The organism is Salmonella sp. SSDFZ69, from assembly GCF_004010755.1.
In the GTDB taxonomy this organism is placed as follows: Bacteria; Pseudomonadota; Gammaproteobacteria; order Enterobacterales; family Enterobacteriaceae; genus Salmonella; species Salmonella enterica.
This window is the reverse complement of record NZ_CP034831.1, coordinates 1,809,120-1,825,296: the sequence shown is the minus strand read 5'-3', so window position 1 is coordinate 1,825,296 and position 16,177 is coordinate 1,809,120. Positions and strand designations below refer to the sequence as shown.

At 55.9% G+C, this 16,177-nt stretch carries 18 protein-coding genes and 1 riboswitch; of the genes, 14 read left to right on the top strand and 4 right to left on the bottom strand.

The window, feature by feature from the left end; genetic code table 11:
- Nucleotides 1-9: 9 nt before the first annotated feature.
- The 4 genes from cbiB to pduF all read right to left on the bottom strand — a co-directional run bounded on the left by cbiB (nt 10) and on the right by pduF (nt 4,865).
- A complete protein-coding gene (gene cbiB / locus EOS98_RS08840) occupies nt 10-969 on the bottom strand; it encodes an adenosylcobinamide-phosphate synthase CbiB (protein WP_000153647.1) in 960 nt (319 codons plus the stop codon).
- Nucleotides 966-2,345: a cobyrinate a,c-diamide synthase gene (locus EOS98_RS08835; RefSeq protein ID WP_109187924.1), complete on the bottom strand. Its 1,380-nt coding sequence runs from the start codon at nt 2,343-2,345 to the stop codon at nt 966-968. Before EOS98_RS08835 ends, cbiB begins: the two co-directional genes overlap by 4 nt.
- Before the next feature lie 96 nt (nt 2,346-2,441).
- A riboswitch (cobalamin riboswitch) is annotated at nt 2,442-2,617 on the bottom strand.
- Nucleotides 2,618-2,942: 325 nt separating this feature from the next.
- Nucleotides 2,943-3,854 carry a transcriptional regulator PocR gene (gene pocR, locus EOS98_RS08830; RefSeq protein ID WP_000622326.1) on the bottom strand — a complete coding sequence of 304 codons (912 nt, stop codon included), beginning with the start codon at nt 3,852-3,854 and terminating at the stop codon, nt 2,943-2,945.
- A 216-nt stretch (nt 3,855-4,070) separates the two neighbouring features.
- Complete coding sequence (pduF, locus tag EOS98_RS08825) at nt 4,071-4,865, bottom strand: propanediol diffusion facilitator PduF (protein ID WP_001000023.1); 795 nt, start codon at nt 4,863-4,865, stop codon at nt 4,071-4,073.
- 524 nt (nt 4,866-5,389) lie between these two features.
- On the opposite strand from pduF, the gene pduA reads away from it, so the two are divergent.
- The 14 genes from pduA to pduP are packed head-to-tail and all read left to right on the top strand — an operon-like array spanning nt 5,390 to nt 16,166.
- Complete coding sequence (pduA, locus tag EOS98_RS08820; protein ID WP_001183618.1) at nt 5,390-5,674, top strand: propanediol utilization microcompartment protein PduA; 285 nt, start codon at nt 5,390-5,392, stop codon at nt 5,672-5,674.
- Nucleotides 5,671-6,483, top strand: coding sequence for a propanediol utilization microcompartment protein PduB (gene pduB / locus EOS98_RS08815; protein ID WP_000097500.1), 813 nt, complete (start codon nt 5,671-5,673; stop codon nt 6,481-6,483). Before pduA ends, pduB begins: the two co-directional genes overlap by 4 nt.
- An 18-nt stretch (nt 6,484-6,501) precedes the next feature.
- Nucleotides 6,502-8,166, top strand: a complete 1,665-nt coding sequence (gene pduC, locus EOS98_RS08810) for a propanediol dehydratase large subunit PduC (protein WP_001256896.1) — start codon at nt 6,502-6,504, stop codon at nt 8,164-8,166.
- A 10-nt stretch (nt 8,167-8,176) separates the two neighbouring features.
- Nucleotides 8,177-8,851, top strand: coding sequence for a propanediol dehydratase medium subunit PduD (gene pduD / locus EOS98_RS08805; RefSeq protein ID WP_000405047.1), 675 nt, complete (start codon nt 8,177-8,179; stop codon nt 8,849-8,851).
- A 14-nt stretch (nt 8,852-8,865) separates the two neighbouring features.
- Nucleotides 8,866-9,387, top strand: a complete 522-nt coding sequence (pduE, locus tag EOS98_RS08800; protein WP_001090597.1) for a propanediol dehydratase small subunit PduE — start codon at nt 8,866-8,868, stop codon at nt 9,385-9,387.
- A gap of 15 nt (nt 9,388-9,402) precedes the next feature.
- Complete coding sequence (pduG, locus tag EOS98_RS08795; protein WP_017441814.1) at nt 9,403-11,235, top strand: propanediol dehydratase reactivase alpha subunit PduG; 1,833 nt, start codon at nt 9,403-9,405, stop codon at nt 11,233-11,235.
- On the top strand, nt 11,225-11,575 hold the full coding sequence (gene pduH / locus EOS98_RS08790) for a propanediol dehydratase reactivase beta subunit PduH (protein ID WP_080217597.1): 351 nt from the start codon (nt 11,225-11,227) through the stop codon (nt 11,573-11,575). The genes pduG and pduH overlap by 11 nt, the downstream gene beginning before the upstream one ends.
- Before the next feature lie 19 nt (nt 11,576-11,594).
- Nucleotides 11,595-11,870, top strand: a complete 276-nt coding sequence (pduJ, locus tag EOS98_RS08785) for a propanediol utilization microcompartment protein PduJ (protein WP_001057755.1) — start codon at nt 11,595-11,597, stop codon at nt 11,868-11,870.
- Nucleotides 11,871-11,873: 3 nt separating this feature from the next.
- Nucleotides 11,874-12,356, top strand: a complete 483-nt coding sequence (pduK, locus tag EOS98_RS08780) for a propanediol utilization microcompartment protein PduK (protein WP_001284379.1) — start codon at nt 11,874-11,876, stop codon at nt 12,354-12,356.
- Nucleotides 12,356-12,988 carry a phosphate propanoyltransferase gene (locus tag EOS98_RS08775; RefSeq protein ID WP_000356733.1) on the top strand — a complete coding sequence of 211 codons (633 nt, stop codon included), beginning with the start codon at nt 12,356-12,358 and terminating at the stop codon, nt 12,986-12,988. The genes pduK and EOS98_RS08775 overlap by 1 nt, the downstream gene beginning before the upstream one ends.
- A complete protein-coding gene (gene pduM, locus EOS98_RS08770; protein WP_001012966.1) occupies nt 12,985-13,476 on the top strand; it encodes a propanediol utilization microcompartment protein PduM in 492 nt (163 codons plus the stop codon). Before EOS98_RS08775 ends, pduM begins: the two co-directional genes overlap by 4 nt.
- 3 nt (nt 13,477-13,479) lie before the next feature.
- Complete coding sequence (pduN, locus tag EOS98_RS08765) at nt 13,480-13,755, top strand: propanediol utilization microcompartment protein PduN (RefSeq protein ID WP_000549825.1); 276 nt, start codon at nt 13,480-13,482, stop codon at nt 13,753-13,755.
- 9 nt (nt 13,756-13,764) lie between these two features.
- On the top strand, nt 13,765-14,775 hold the full coding sequence (pduO, locus tag EOS98_RS08760) for a two-domain cob(I)yrinic acid a,c-diamide adenosyltransferase PduO (protein ID WP_001029486.1): 1,011 nt from the start codon (nt 13,765-13,767) through the stop codon (nt 14,773-14,775).
- On the top strand, nt 14,772-16,166 hold the full coding sequence (gene pduP, locus EOS98_RS08755; protein WP_127821163.1) for a CoA-acylating propionaldehyde dehydrogenase PduP: 1,395 nt from the start codon (nt 14,772-14,774) through the stop codon (nt 16,164-16,166). The genes pduO and pduP overlap by 4 nt, the downstream gene beginning before the upstream one ends.
- Nucleotides 16,167-16,177: the final 11 nt, after the last annotated feature.

The following is a 16,177-nucleotide window of genomic DNA, read 5'->3' as shown; positions in this document are numbered from 1 at the left end:
CTGTCGTCCTCAGGCCACGCCAGATAACCCGCACCGCGCCGCAATAAACAGCGCCAGCGCCAGGGTTGAAGCGACCCACATCAATCGAATCGTTCGGGAAATATCGTCCACGGAAATATCGCGCTGCGCGTCGCCTATCCAGGGCTTGTCCACACGCTCGCCAAAGTAGTTATTTGGGCCACCGAGCTGGATACCTAAGGCGCCGGCCACACACGCTTCCGACCAGGCGCAATTTGGGCTACTGTGGTTATAACGGTCACGCCAGCCAATACGCAGCGCCCGCCAACCACTCAGGCGACACAGTCCTGCCGCAATGCCCAGCAACAGCCAGCTCAGTCGGGCAGGAAGATAGTTCGCTACGTCGTCCATACGGGCGCTGACCATACCAATCGCCCGGTATTTTTCATGTTTGTAGCCCACCATTGAATCCAGGGTATTGACGGCTTTGTAGGCCATCGCCAGCGGCGCGCCGCCGAGAAAGAGGAAAAAGAGCGGCGCGATAATGCCGTCAACGGTGTTTTCTGCAACCGTTTCCACCACGGCGCGATTGATCTGCGCTGGCTGAAGTTGCGACGTATCGCGCCCGACGATCCAGGAGAGTTTTATTCGGCTTTCCGCAAGGTCGTTCTTCCGTAACGGTCGTTCAACCTCCTGCGCGGCGTGGGCCAGAGAGCGTCCGGCCAGCGTGGTAAAGATCATCCAGACTTCGACGCTCCAGCCAAACCAGGGGTGAATCCGCTGCGCCAGCGCCAGTACGCCCCATGCCACGCCCCAGGTCGCCCCGACAACCACAACCCACATTACGCCGCCGCCAATCCGCAGCGCTTTATCGCCGGGACAATAGCGACGCACAATACGCTGCACAAACGTGATTAAACGACCTATCCAGCGTACCGGATGGGGCCAGTGTTGAGGGTCGCCGATGATAAAATCCAGCACCCAGGCGATACACCAGGCAAGAATCGTCATAATACGCGCCTCGCCGCCGCCAGCCAGTGCTGCAACATTTCCGGACGCTGGGCGAAATGGACGTGCAGATAGCTGGCAAACGTGTTGCCTGTCTGCCAGCCGCCAGCCCATTCCTGTAACACGCGGCCATCGCGAACCTTACGACAGGCCATAACGGCGGGTGTTTCGGGAATAAAATCTGAGTAGTGAAATTCATGGCCGCGCACTATCTCGCCAGGCGCCGCCAATAGCGTTGGCTGCATAGCCTGCGCCTCACAGTAGCCAAAGCGGGTAAGTCGCTTACCCATTTTGCTGTGACCGGGGATAATATTCGCCATCTGATGAATTTCCCCACCGCTATCCTCCAGAGTGCTCCCCAGATACATCAGACCGCCACACTCCGCGTAAATCGCCACGCCGCGCTGATGCGCCGCCCGCAAATGTTTTAACATCGCTGTATTTGCCGCCAGATCCGCGGCGTATAATTCAGGATATCCACCGCCCAGCCAGATCATCTGACAATCAGGCAATGCGCGGTCATGCAGTGGGCTGAAACGCACAATGTTAACGCCGGCGCGCTCCAGCAAATCGATGTTATCGGGATAATAAAAGTTAAAGGCCTCATCATCCGCCAGAGCAAGCGTCAGCCCTGCCCCCGCTGTGTTATCGGGGCGTTCAGGCCACATTCCCGCCGGAAGCGCGGATAACACGCTCAGCGAGAGTAGCGCATCCACATCCACTGTTTGTTCCAGCGTGGCGGCAAAATCATGCCATGATTGCTGATTGACGAGGGATTCTCTGGCAGTAATCAACCCCAGGTGGCGTTCAGGTAATGCGACGCCGTCGCAAGGAGGGACATACCCCAGTACCGGCAGTGAGCAATAATGTTCAATGGCATTTTTGAGGAGCTGATAGTGGGCGTCGCTAGTGACGCGATTCACAATCACGCCCGCGAGGTTGAGGGTCGGGTCGAAGTGCTGAAATCCCATAACGGTAGCCGCAAGCGACGTTGAAACAGCCTTGCCGTCCACCAGTAGGATGACCGGGCAACCAAGCTGTTTGGCCATCGCGGCTGTGCTGCAGTAATTGGGGTCGACGCCATAGCCGTCATACAGCCCCATGACGCCTTCAATGACAGCGATATCCGCCTGCCGCATTTGTTCGCAAAATAAGGCGTTGAGAACAGGAGGAGGAAGCATGAAACTGTCAAGATTACGGGACGCCACGCCACAGATAGCGGTATGCCAGCCGGTATCAAGGTAATCTGGCCCAACTTTAAACGGCTGTACGCGCAGCGCGCGTTTTTGCAGCAGCCTCAACAAACCAAGCGTCACCGTGGTTTTGCCGCAACCGCTTCCTGTGCCTGCAAGAATAAATGCGTGATGCCTTGCCGCCATTACCCTGATCCTGTTCAGGGTGGTAGGGGTATACAGGTACGCGCATGTTCAGTCTTTCGACTGTACGCGTCTTCGCAACCCACTTCCCACCGAAGTTGTTGGTTATCACCGACAGGCAGGTCTTCTGGCTTAGCGTCCTCCTCGCCCGTCCTTCCCAATCTTGCGATCAGTGGTCTTTACGGGGTCGTCAGCATCACAGCAGCGGGGGCTGCGGGGGATTTTCACCCCCTTCCCTACCACAAATGTGGCAAACCTGTTGGTTTACGTTATGGCTGTACGGCACACCCATAACGGCAATTAATAATGTGTTACGTTTTACATTTCTGTGAGCAATAGCCTGAGCGGTTGCTCATCTGACGTTAATCTACTCATCCTTACCGGTATATTGACGATAAAACGTATCGACAAAGCGTAATAAAACTTATCTTTCCTGACACTGTACTTCATCACAAAAATAAAAACTGGTGCAGTTTATGCCCTAAATTTTATTATTTTGTTGCGCTATGACAATTTATTGTTACACCAGATAAATTTTCTTTCTGAAATGATTAAGATACAAAAGACTATCAAAAATCGGCAATAGCAAAATATTGCTATTCATAACGATGGAGGATGAGAATTCTCATTTATCTGCTGGCGATAAGCCTGCGGCGTAACCTGATAGGTCTGGCGGAAGACTTTGCAAAAATAGCTGGTTTGCGAAAAGCCTAAATTACGCGCAATACTGGCAATACTCCAGTCACTATGGCAAAGCAATTCTCTGGCGCTAACCATTCTCTGGCGGTTTACCCACGCATTAAATCCGATTCCCTGATATTTCTTGAATAGCTTACTGAAGTAATAGGGGCTGAGATAGACATGTGAGGCGACATCCTCAAGACGAAGATCGTCGGACAAATGCGCATCAATATAGCGAAGCGCTTTTTTCATTTTACTGTCATGCGGAGTGGGACCACGAGTGGTTTTATTTGCCTCCGATTGCTGCGGATTGTCTTTGATAACCACGAAATTGAGCTGTTTTTTCAGGCAATTCTCAACAATCAGTTTAAGAAGATCGGCGGAAGCGATAACGCGTGAATAGTCCATCTCTGGCACATTCCGAAATTCATTCAAGAGCTCAGGGTCAGCCTGCCAGCGATCGTCGACATTAAGAATGTTTACCAGCTCCACGTCATTACTTAAACGAACCTGCCCGCATAAAACAAAGCCAACTAAATGCCCTGCGATTACCAGCGGAATAGAAAAATCCGTTAGACCGGCATGACAACGATAAATACAGGGTTGATCGGACTTCGATGCCTCCAGTCCCCCGCAGCGATCGCTCATACGACAACGTGTACTATGCTGGGGATGCTGCCGCATCAACTGACAAAACGGCGTGAAATTGAATAGCTCAGATATTTCATCACCATGAATATTGACAACCACAACCGCCAGACCGGTGGCTTGTGCAAAATCCTGTGCGATTTTATTAATGAGTTCTGAGTTCAGAGCGCTCGCAGAAATCATGATAAAACCCCTCAGTTAATTTATTGTTATAAACAAAACACATTATTTACATTCACTTTTTATTAGCATTATCCTGGCCCTGATAAAAAGTACAATGACAATATCAAAAGTCTCCCATTGCTGGGAGACGTTTTGATCAGTTCGTGAAAGCAGATCACGAAATTATCTCACCTGTTTTTACGATACATCATTGCTGTGAATCTGGTTCGCATTTTCTTACAGTTCACAGCGGTTACAAGGTAAATTCTTACCAATAAAATAGCGATATATGGCTGCTCCGGCACAGGCGCCGATAACAGGCGCGACAATCGGCACGATAAAATAAGGGATCTCTCGCCCGCCGCTCATCGCCATGTTCCCCCACCCCGCTAACCATGTGAACAGTTTGGGACCGAAATCACGCGCCGGGTTCATTGCAAAACCGGTAAGGGGTCCAGTAGACGCGCCGATAACGGCAACCAATATCCCAATAAGCAAAGGCGCAAGCGGCCCTTTAGGAATGCCATTGCCATCATCCGTCAATGCCATGATCATGCCCATCAGAATCGACGTAATGACCACTTCCACCAACGCAGCCTGCCATACATTTAGCGCTGCGGCCGGATAGGTACTGAAAATGCTGGCTAATTGCAAACTTTCGACGCTACCGCGCACCATATGATGCGCAGTCTCAAATTCAGTAAAAAGGCTACTATAAAGCACATACGCCAGCAGAGCGCCGCCAAAAGCGCCGGCAAACTGGGCAATAATATAAGGCAATACTTTCTGTTTGGGGAAGCAGGCAAACAGCCACAGCGCAATCGTCACCGCAGGGTTAAGATGTCCGCCGGAGATGCCGGCCGTAAGGTAAACGGCCAGTGAAATCCCAAGCCCCCAAATAATGCAAATCTCCCATAATCCGAGGCTGGCGCCTGCGACTTTGAGCGCGCTCAAACAACCGATACCAAAAAACAAAAAGAGTCCGGTGCCTAAAAATTCCGCACCACATTGCGCCTTTAGAGAATCATTCATGTGACACCTTCTGAGCAAAGTTCGTGTCCTGGCCAGCGCAAGTTTCGGCTGGCGGTAGAGTACAGCTAACCTCACTATAAAAAGTGCCGCCTGTAAATTGTTGGCAACCTGCGGGCCTGCCTTCCGGAAAAATCGTGTTGCGATAGCAAAATTTTGCTTTTCCGATATTTTTATCAGCCCATCACACGGGAAATTTGAGCTATAAAATACGCCTGTTGAAATAATAAAATATTGCACAAGCCAACTTATCAATTTCGAATAAACATCACATTTTGCGTCTTTCGCCATATCAAATAAAAATACTCTCGTCACTAACAAAAATGTAAAAATGAAATAATAAAAACAAAATAATCATATAGACAATAATAAATTAAATATTGATTATCAATGAGTTATAAAAATAAAAGGCAATTTAGTCATATTGCTTTCTCATTATTTTCTGATGCTCAACAGCAAGTCAGCCATTCTTTTTCCTCGCATCTTCTTATAGTCCCAACTATCGGAACACTCCATGCGAGGTCTTTATGCAACAAGAAGCACTAGGAATGGTAGAAACCAAAGGCTTAACCGCAGCCATAGAGGCCGCTGATGCAATGGTTAAGTCAGCCAATGTGATGTTAGTGGGCTATGAAAAGATTGGCTCCGGGCTGGTAACCGTCATCGTGCGCGGCGATGTTGGCGCGGTCAAAGCGGCCACCGATGCAGGTGCCGCAGCCGCACGCAACGTGGGTGAAGTGAAAGCCGTACACGTCATCCCACGCCCTCACACCGATGTAGAAAAAATCTTACCGAAGGGAATTAGCCAATGAGCAGCAATGAGCTGGTGGAACAGATCATGGCGCAGGTGATTGCCCGTGTGGCAACGCCGGAACAACAGGCCATCCCTGGTCAACCCCAACCTATACGAGAGACGGCTATGGCAGAAAAAAGCTGCAGTTTAACGGAATTTGTCGGGACCGCCATTGGCGATACCCTGGGCCTGGTTATCGCCAACGTCGATACCGCCCTGCTGGACGCGATGAAGCTTGAGAAGCGCTATCGTTCCATCGGCATTCTCGGCGCCCGCACCGGCGCAGGCCCGCACATTATGGCGGCGGACGAAGCGGTGAAAGCCACCAACACCGAAGTGGTCAGCATTGAGCTGCCGCGCGATACCAAAGGCGGAGCGGGCCACGGTTCGCTGATTATTTTAGGCGGTAACGATGTATCCGACGTCAAGCGCGGTATCGAAGTCGCGCTGAAAGAGCTGGACCGCACCTTCGGTGATGTTTACGGCAACGAAGCCGGGCATATCGAGCTGCAGTACACCGCTCGCGCCAGCTACGCGCTGGAAAAAGCGTTCGGCGCGCCGATTGGCCGTGCCTGCGGCGTCATCGTCGGCGCTCCGGCTTCCGTCGGCGTACTGATGGCCGATACCGCCCTGAAGTCAGCCAACGTTGAAGTCGTGGCGTACAGCTCTCCGGCGCACGGCACCAGCTTTAGTAACGAAGCCATTCTGGTGATTTCCGGCGACTCCGGCGCGGTCCGTCAGGCGGTGACCTCCGCCCGCGAAATCGGCAAAACCGTCCTTGCGACCCTCGGTTCTGAACCGAAAAACGATCGCCCGTCCTACATCTGATACCCACGAGGCTGATTCATGAGATCGAAAAGATTTGAAGCACTGGCGAAACGCCCTGTGAATCAGGACGGCTTCGTTAAGGAGTGGATCGAAGAAGGCTTTATCGCGATGGAAAGCCCGAACGATCCAAAACCGTCGATTAAAATCGTTAACGGCGCGGTGACCGAGCTGGACGGAAAACCGGTTAGCGAATTCGACCTGATCGACCACTTTATCGCCCGCTACGGCATCAACCTGAACCGCGCCGAAGAAGTGATGGCGATGGATTCGGTCAAGCTGGCTAACATGCTCTGCGATCCGAACGTCAAGCGCAGCGAAATCGTTCCGCTGACCACCGCCATGACCCCGGCGAAAATTGTTGAAGTGGTTTCGCATATGAACGTGGTTGAGATGATGATGGCGATGCAGAAAATGCGCGCACGCCGCACGCCGTCTCAGCAGGCGCACGTCACCAACGTCAAGGATAACCCGGTGCAAATTGCCGCCGATGCCGCCGAAGGCGCATGGCGCGGGTTTGACGAACAAGAAACCACGGTTGCGGTAGCACGCTACGCGCCGTTCAACGCCATCGCGCTGTTGGTCGGCTCTCAGGTTGGTCGTCCGGGCGTACTGACGCAGTGCTCCCTGGAAGAAGCCACCGAGCTGAAGCTCGGCATGCTGGGCCACACCTGCTACGCCGAAACCATCTCCGTTTACGGCACCGAGCCGGTCTTCACCGACGGTGACGATACGCCATGGTCGAAAGGCTTCTTAGCCTCTTCCTACGCCTCTCGCGGCCTGAAAATGCGCTTCACCTCCGGCTCCGGCTCCGAAGTGCAGATGGGCTACGCCGAAGGCAAATCCATGCTGTATCTGGAAGCGCGCTGCATCTATATCACCAAAGCGGCTGGCGTTCAGGGGCTGCAAAACGGCTCCGTAAGCTGCATCGGCGTACCGTCTGCCGTGCCGTCAGGCATTCGTGCCGTGCTGGCGGAAAACCTGATCTGCTCGTCACTGGATCTGGAATGCGCCTCCAGTAACGACCAGACCTTCACCCACTCCGATATGCGTCGTACCGCGCGCCTGCTGATGCAGTTCCTGCCGGGTACCGACTTTATCTCCTCCGGTTATTCCGCGGTGCCGAACTACGACAACATGTTCGCCGGTTCCAACGAAGATGCGGAAGACTTTGACGACTACAACGTTATCCAGCGTGACCTGAAAGTGGACGGCGGTCTGCGCCCGGTTCGCGAAGAGGACGTTATCGCCATCCGTAACAAAGCCGCCCGCGCGCTGCAGGCCGTGTTTGCCGGAATGGGACTACCGCCGATTACCGATGAAGAAGTTGAAGCCGCGACCTATGCCCACGGTTCGAAAGATATGCCGGAGCGTAACATCGTCGAAGACATCAAGTTCGCCCAGGAAATCATCAATAAAAACCGCAACGGTCTGGAAGTCGTTAAAGCGCTGGCGCAGGGCGGGTTTACCGACGTGGCCCAGGACATGCTCAACATCCAGAAAGCCAAGCTAACCGGCGACTATTTGCACACCTCCGCCATTATCGTCGGCGACGGACAAGTGCTCTCTGCGGTTAATGACGTCAATGACTATGCCGGTCCGGCAACAGGTTATCGCCTGCAGGGAGAACGCTGGGAAGAGATTAAAAACATCCCTGGCGCTCTTGATCCCAACGAGATTGATTAAGGGGTGAGAAATGGAAATTAATGAAAAATTGCTGCGCCAGATAATTGAAGACGTGCTCCGCGATATGAAGGGCAGCGATAAACCCGTCTCGTTTAATGCGCCTGCGGCATCCATAGCACCACAGACCGCTGCGCCTGCGGGCGACGGCTTTCTGACCGAAGTGGGCGAAGCGCGCCAGGGCACTCAGCAGGACGAAGTCATTATCGCCGTCGGCCCGGCATTTGGCCTGGCACAGACTGTTAATATCGTCGGCTTACCGCATAAGAGCATCCTGCGCGAAGTCATTGCCGGTATTGAAGAAGAAGGTATCAGGGCGCGCGTGATTCGCTGCTTTAAATCTTCCGACGTGGCGTTCGTCGCCGTTGAAGGTAACCGCCTGAGCGGCTCCGGCATCTCCATCGGCATCCAGTCGAAAGGCACTACGGTTATCCACCAGCAGGGGCTACCGCCGCTCTCCAACCTGGAGCTGTTCCCACAGGCGCCGCTGCTGACGCTGGAAACCTACCGTCAGATTGGTAAAAACGCCGCCCGTTATGCGAAACGCGAATCACCGCAGCCGGTCCCTACGCTCAATGACCAGATGGCACGCCCGAAGTACCAGGCAAAGTCGGCCATTTTGCACATTAAAGAGACCAAGTACGTCGTGACGGGCAAAAACCCGCAGGAACTGCGCGTGGCGCTTTGATAAAGGATAACTCCATGAATACCGACGCAATTGAATCGATGGTCCGGGACGTATTGAGCCGCATGAACAGCCTGCAGGGCGATGCGCCAGCAGCGGCTCCTGCGGCAGGCGGCACGTCCCGCAGCGCAAAGGTCAGCGACTACCCGCTGGCGAACAAACACCCGGAATGGGTGAAAACCGCCACCAATAAAACGCTGGACGACTTTACGCTGGAAAACGTGCTGAGCAATAAAGTCACCGCTCAGGATATGCGTATTACCCCGGAAACCCTGCGCTTACAGGCGTCTATCGCCAAAGATGCGGGCCGCGACCGGCTGGCGATGAACTTCGAACGCGCCGCCGAACTGACCGCGGTACCGGACGATCGCATTCTTGAAATCTACAACGCCCTTCGTCCGTATCGTTCAACGAAAGAAGAGCTGCTCGCTATCGCCGACGATCTCGAAAACCGTTATCAGGCAAAGATTTGCGCAGCTTTCGTTCGTGAAGCGGCAGGGCTGTACGTTGAGCGTAAAAAACTCAAAGGCGACGATTAATTACAGGGGTATGTGATGCGATATATAGCTGGCATTGATATCGGCAACTCATCGACGGAAGTCGCCCTGGCGACTCTGAATGAGGCTGGCGCGCTGACAATCACCCACAGCGCGCTGGCGGAAACCACCGGGATCAAAGGCACGTTGCGTAACGTGTTCGGCATTCAGGAAGCGCTCGCCCTCGTCGCAAAGCGCGCGGGGATCAATGTCAGCGATATTTCGCTCATCCGCATTAACGAAGCCACGCCGGTGATTGGCGATGTGGCGATGGAAACCATTACCGAAACCATCATCACCGAATCGACAATGATCGGCCATAACCCAAAAACGCCGGGCGGAGCAGGCCTTGGTGTGGGTATCACGATTACGCCGGAGGAGCTGTTAACCCGCCCGGCGGACTCGTCCTATATTCTGGTGGTATCGTCAGCCTTTGATTTTGCTGATATCGCCAATGTTATCAACGCCTCAATGCGCGCCGGATACCAGATTACCGGCGTCATTTTGCAGCGCGACGATGGCGTACTGGTCAGCAACCGGCTGGAAAAATCGCTACCGATTGTCGATGAAGTTCTGTACATCGACCGCATTCCGCTGGGGATGCTGGCGGCGATTGAAGTCGCCGTGCCGGGAAAGGTTATCGAAACCCTCTCTAACCCTTACGGCATCGCCACCGTATTCAACCTCAACGCCGATGAGACGAAAAACATCGTCCCGATGGCGCGCGCGCTGATTGGCAACCGTTCCGCCGTGGTGGTTAAAACGCCATCCGGAGACGTCAAAGCGCGCGCAATACCCGCCGGTAACCTGGAGCTGCAGGCTCAGGGTCGTACCGTGCGCGTGGATGTTGCCGCCGGTGCCGAAGCTATCATGAAAGCGGTGGACGGCTGCGGCAAGCTCGACAACGTCACCGGCGAGGCCGGGACCAATATCGGCGGCATGCTGGAGCATGTGCGCCAGACCATGGCCGAGCTAACCAATAAGCCCAGCAGCGAGATTTTCATTCAGGATCTTCTGGCCGTTGACACCTCGGTTCCGGTGAGCGTCACCGGCGGTCTGGCCGGGGAGTTCTCGCTGGAGCAGGCCGTCGGCATCGCCTCGATGGTGAAATCAGACCGTCTGCAAATGGCGATGATTGCCCGTGAAATTGAGCAGAAGCTTAATATCGACGTGCAGATCGGCGGCGCTGAGGCTGAAGCCGCCATTCTCGGCGCGCTGACCACGCCGGGTACCACCCGACCGCTGGCGATCCTCGACCTCGGCGCGGGCTCCACCGATGCCTCCATCATCAACCCTAAAGGCGAAATCATCGCCACCCATCTCGCCGGGGCAGGCGACATGGTCACGATGATTATTGCCCGCGAGCTGGGGCTGGAAGACCGCTATCTGGCGGAAGAGATCAAAAAATACCCGCTGGCGAAGGTCGAAAGCCTGTTCCACTTACGCCACGAGGACGGCAGCGTCCAGTTCTTCCCGACGCCGCTGCCTCCCGCCGTGTTCGCCCGCGTCTGCGTGGTGAAACCGGACGAACTGGTGCCGCTTCCCGGCGACTTAGCGCTGGAAAAAGTGCGCGCCATTCGCCGCAGCGCTAAAGAACGCGTCTTTGTCACCAACGCCCTGCGCGCGCTGCGCCAGGTCAGTCCAACCGGCAACATTCGTGATATTCCGTTCGTGGTGCTGGTCGGCGGCTCGTCGCTGGATTTCGAAGTTCCGCAGTTGGTCACCGATGCGCTGGCGCACTACCGCCTGGTCGCCGGGCGAGGAAATATTCGCGGTAGCGAAGGCCCAAGAAACGCGGTGGCCACCGGCCTGATTCTCTCCTGGCACAAGGAATTTGCATATGGACAGTAATCACAGCGCCCCGGCCATCGTCATTACCGTTATCAACGACTGCGCCAGCCTCTGGCACGAAGTGCTGCTGGGTCTCGAAGAAGAAGGCATCCCTTTCCTGCTTCAGCATCACCCGGCTGGAGATGTCGTTGACAGCGCCTGGCAGGCGGCGCGCAGCTCGCCGCTGCTGGTTGGCATTGCCTGCGATCGACACTCGCTGGTCGTGCATTACAAGAATTTACCCGCATCGGCGCCGCTTTTTACGCTGATGCATCATCAGGACAGTCAGGCCCATCGCAATACCGGTAATAACGCGGCACGGCTGGTCAAAGGGATCCCTTTCCGGGATCTGAATAGCTAAGCAACAGGAGAACTGCAGTATGAATAACGCACTGGGACTGGTTGAAACAAAAGGGCTGGTCGGCGCCATTGAAGCCGCCGACGCCATGGTGAAATCCGCCAACGTACAGCTGGTGGGCTACGAAAAAATTGGTTCTGGCCTGGTTACCGTCATGGTTCGCGGCGACGTCGGCGCGGTTAAAGCAGCCGTAGATGCAGGCAGCGCGGCGGCAAGCGTCGTGGGTGAAGTGAAATCCTGCCACGTTATCCCGCGTCCGCACAGCGATGTTGAGGCCATTTTACCGAAATCAGCCTAATCGATGGCGAATAAGGAGCACCGCGTGAAGCAATCACTGGGATTACTTGAAGTTTGTGGTCTGGCACTGGCTATCAGCTGCGCCGATATCATGGCGAAATCCGCTTCTATCACGCTGCTCGCCCTCGAAAAGACCAATGGTTCAGGCTGGATGGTGATTAAAATTACCGGTGATGTGGCCTCCGTGCAGGCGGCCATCACCACCGGTGCGCATTTCGCCGAACAGCGGAATGGCCTGGTGGCCCACAAGGTTATCGCCAGGCCCGGAGAAGGGATCCTGCTCGCAGAGGCTCCCTCCCCCTCCGTCATAGAACCTGAGCCTGAAGCGTCAGAGATGGCCGATGTCGTTTCTGAAGCGCCAGCCGAAGATGCCCCGCAGGAATCAGAACTGGTCAGCTGCAATCTGTGTCTGGATCCAAAATGTCCGCGCCAGAAGGGCGAACCTCGTACGCTTTGCATTCATTCCGGCAAGCGAGGTGAAGCGTAATGGATAAAGAGCTTCTGCAATCAACGGTCAGTAAAGTTCTCGACGAGATGCGCCAGCGGCCTATTCCGCTGGGCGTCTCAAACCGTCATATCCACCTGTCCGCACAGGATTATGAGCGGCTGTTTCCCGGCCATCCCATCAGCGAGAAAAAAGCGCTGCTGCAGCCGGGACAATACGCCGCGGAGCAAACCGTCACTCTGGTGGGACCGAAAGGGCAGCTCAAAAATGTGCGCCTGCTCGGCCCGCTGCGCTCGGTAAGCCAGGTGGAAATTTCGCGTACCGATGCGAGAACGCTGGGGATTGCCGCGCCGCTGAGAATGTCCGGCAACCTGAAGGGGACGCCGGGCATCCGCCTGGTCAGCCCCTTTGCCGAACTGGAGCTGCCTTCCGGGGTTATCGTCGCGCAGCGGCATATCCATATGTCGCCGCTTGATGCGCTGATCCTGCGGGTTTCCCACGGCGATATGGTCTCCGTGGCGATTGAAGGCGACGATCGCGGGCTGATTTTCAACAACGTGGCGATTCGCGTTTCACCGGACATGCGCCTCGAAATGCACATTGATACCGATGAAGCCAACGCCGCTGGTGCCGATAACCCGCAGGCCTTTGCCCGGCTGGTAGGCCCGCGATGAACGGCGAAACTCTGCAGCGCATTGTCGAGGAGATTGTCTCCCGGCTGCAGCGCCGTGCCCAGAGCACGGCGACGCTGAGCGTTACGCAACTTCGTGATGCCGACTGTCCAGCACTGTTCTGTCAGCACGCGTCGCTGCGCATCCTGCTCGTCGACCTGCCGCTGCTGGGTCAGCTTGCGGATGCAGAAACCGACGATGCCGCCGCCCGGAAAATTCACGACGCGCTGGCGTTTGGTATCCGCGTACAGCTCAGCCTGCACAGCCAGTTGCTGCCGGTTATCCCGGTAAAAAAACTGGCTCGTCTGCCGCTGGTATTCACCGACGAGCACGGACTGCCGCTGGTTCTGCATGCGGGTTCGGTGCTGAGCTATCGCGATGTCGCGCTGCTAAGCCGGGGGCGTGTGGTTGTCCACCGCAAATGCATCGTGACCGCCATGGCGCGTGACGCGGCCAATGCGCGAAATATTCAATTAATTAAGCAGGAGTAAATCATGCATCTGGCACGAGTCACGGGCGCGGTTGTCTCCACGCAAAAATCACCTTCTTTGATTGGGAAAAAGCTGCTGCTGGTGCGTCGGGTCAGCGCCGATGGCGAACTCCCCGCCTCGCCCACCTCTGGCGATGAAGTGGCCGTGGACTCCGTCGGCGCGGGCGTCGGCGAACTGGTTTTGCTCAGCGGCGGCTCCAGCGCCAGGCACGTTTTTTCCGGGCCAAATGAGGCCATCGACCTCGCCGTTGTCGGCATTGTAGATACGCTTTCGCGTTAAGGGGCGGTTATGGCGATTTATACCCGAACAGGTGACGCTGGCACCACATCACTGTTTACCGGCCAGCGGGTGAGCAAAACCCACCCGCGGGTTGAAGCCTACGGCACGCTGGATGAGCTGAACGCCGCGCTGAGCCTGTGCGCCTGCGCCGCTGCGGATGAAAATCACCGCACCTTACTCGAGGCCATCCAGCAGCAACTTTTTTGGTTTAGCGCAGAGCTGGCCAGCGACAGCGAGCAGCCGTCGCCCAAACAGCGCTACATCAGCAGCGAAGAGATTTCGGCTCTGGAAGCCGCTATCGATCGGGCAATGGCCCGCGTCGAACCGCTGCACAGCTTTATTTTACCCGGACGCTGCGAAGCCGCGAGCCGCTTACATTTTGCCCGCACGCTGGCGCGCCGCGCCGAACGCCGTCTGGTTGAACTGGCAACTGAAGTCAACGTACGCCAGGTGCTGATGCGCTACATCAACCGCTTATCGGACTGCCTGTACGCCCTGGCCCGCGCGGAAGATAGCGATGCGCACCAGGCCAACATCATCCGTGAAGTTAGCAAGCGCTATCTGGCTGCCAGCCAGCCGACCCGCAGCAAGGAGACAACGCCCGTGGCCCTCTCATTCCACGATCTGCACCAGCTCACCCGCGCCGCCGTTGAGCGCGCGCAGCAGCTTCAGGTTCCGGTAGTCGTCAGCATCGTTGACGCACACGGCACGGAAACTGTGACCTGGCGGATGCCGGACGCCCTGCTGGTCAGCAGCGAACTGGCGCCGAAAAAGGCCTGGACCGCAGTGGCAATGAAAACGGCGACCCATGAGCTGAGCGATGTTGTTCAGCCAGGCGCGGCGCTTTATGGCCTGGAAAGTCATTTACAGGGAAAAGTGGTCACCTTTGGCGGCGGTTACGCCCTGTGGCGCGACGGCATATTAATTGGGGGTCTTGGCATCAGCGGCGGCAGCGTTGAGCAGGACATGGACATAGCACAGACCGCCATCGCGGCTATTAACGTGGGAACTCATCAATGAATACTTCTGAACTCGAAACCCTGATTCGCACCATTCTTAGCGAGCAATTAACCACGCCGGCGCAAACGCCGGCCCAGCCTCAGGGCAAAGGGATTTTCCAGTCCGTGAGCGAGGCCATCGACGCCGCGCACCAGGCGTTCTTACGTTATCAGCAGTGCCCGCTAAAAACCCGCAGCGCCATTATCAGCGCGATGCGTCAGGAGCTGACGCCGCTACTGGCAACCCTGGCGGAAGAGAGCGCCAATGAAACGGGGATGGGCAACAAAGAAGATAAATTCCTCAAGAACAAGGCTGCGCTGAACAACACGCCGGGCGTAGAAGATCTCACCACCACCGCGCTGACCGGTGACGGCGGCATGGTGCTCTTTGAATACTCGCCGTTTGGCGTCATCGGTTCGGTCGCCCCAAGCACCAACCCGACGGAAACCATCATCAATAACAGCATCAGCATGTTGGCGGCGGGCAATAGTATTTACTTTAGCCCGCATCCGGGCGCGAAAAAGGTCTCTCTGAAGCTAATTAGCCTGATTGAAGAGATTGCCTTCCGCTGCTGCGGCATCCGCAATCTGGTGGTGACCGTGGCTGAACCGACTTTCGAAGCGACCCAGCAGATGATGGCCCACCCGCGCATCGCAGTACTGGCGATTACCGGTGGTCCCGGCATTGTGGCAATGGGCATGAAGAGCGGTAAGAAGGTGATTGGCGCTGGCGCGGGTAACCCGCCCTGCATCGTCGATGAAACGGCAGACCTGGTGAAAGCGGCGGAAGATATCATTAACGGCGCGTCATTCGATTACAACCTGCCCTGCATTGCCGAGAAGAGCCTGATCGTAGTGGAGAGCGTCGCCGAGCGTCTGGTGCAGCAAATGCAAACCTTCGGTGCGCTGCTGCTAAGCCCTGCCGATACCGACAAACTCCGCGCCGCCTGCCTGCCAGAAGGCCAGGCGAATAAAAAACTGGTCGGCAAGAGCCCATCGGCCATGCTGGGAGCCGCCGGGATCGCTGTCCCTGCAAAAGCACCGCGTCTGCTGATTGCGCTGGTTAACGCTGACGATCCGTGGGTCACCAGCGAACAGTTGATGCCGATGCTGCCGGTGGTAAAAGTCAGCGATTTCGATAGCGCGCTGGCGCTGGCGCTGAAGGTTGAAGAGGGGCTGCATCACACCGCTATCATGCACTCGCAGAACGTGTCGCGCCTGAACCTCGCGGCCCGCACGCTGCAAACCTCGATATTCGTCAAAAACGGCCCCTCTTATGCCGGGATCGGCGTCGGCGGCGAAGGCTTTACTACCTTCACTATCGCCACGCCAACCGGTGAAGGGACCACGTCAGCGCGTACTTTTGCCCGCTCCCGGCGCTGCGTACTGACCAACGGCTTTTCTATTCGCTAACCGAGGTCGCG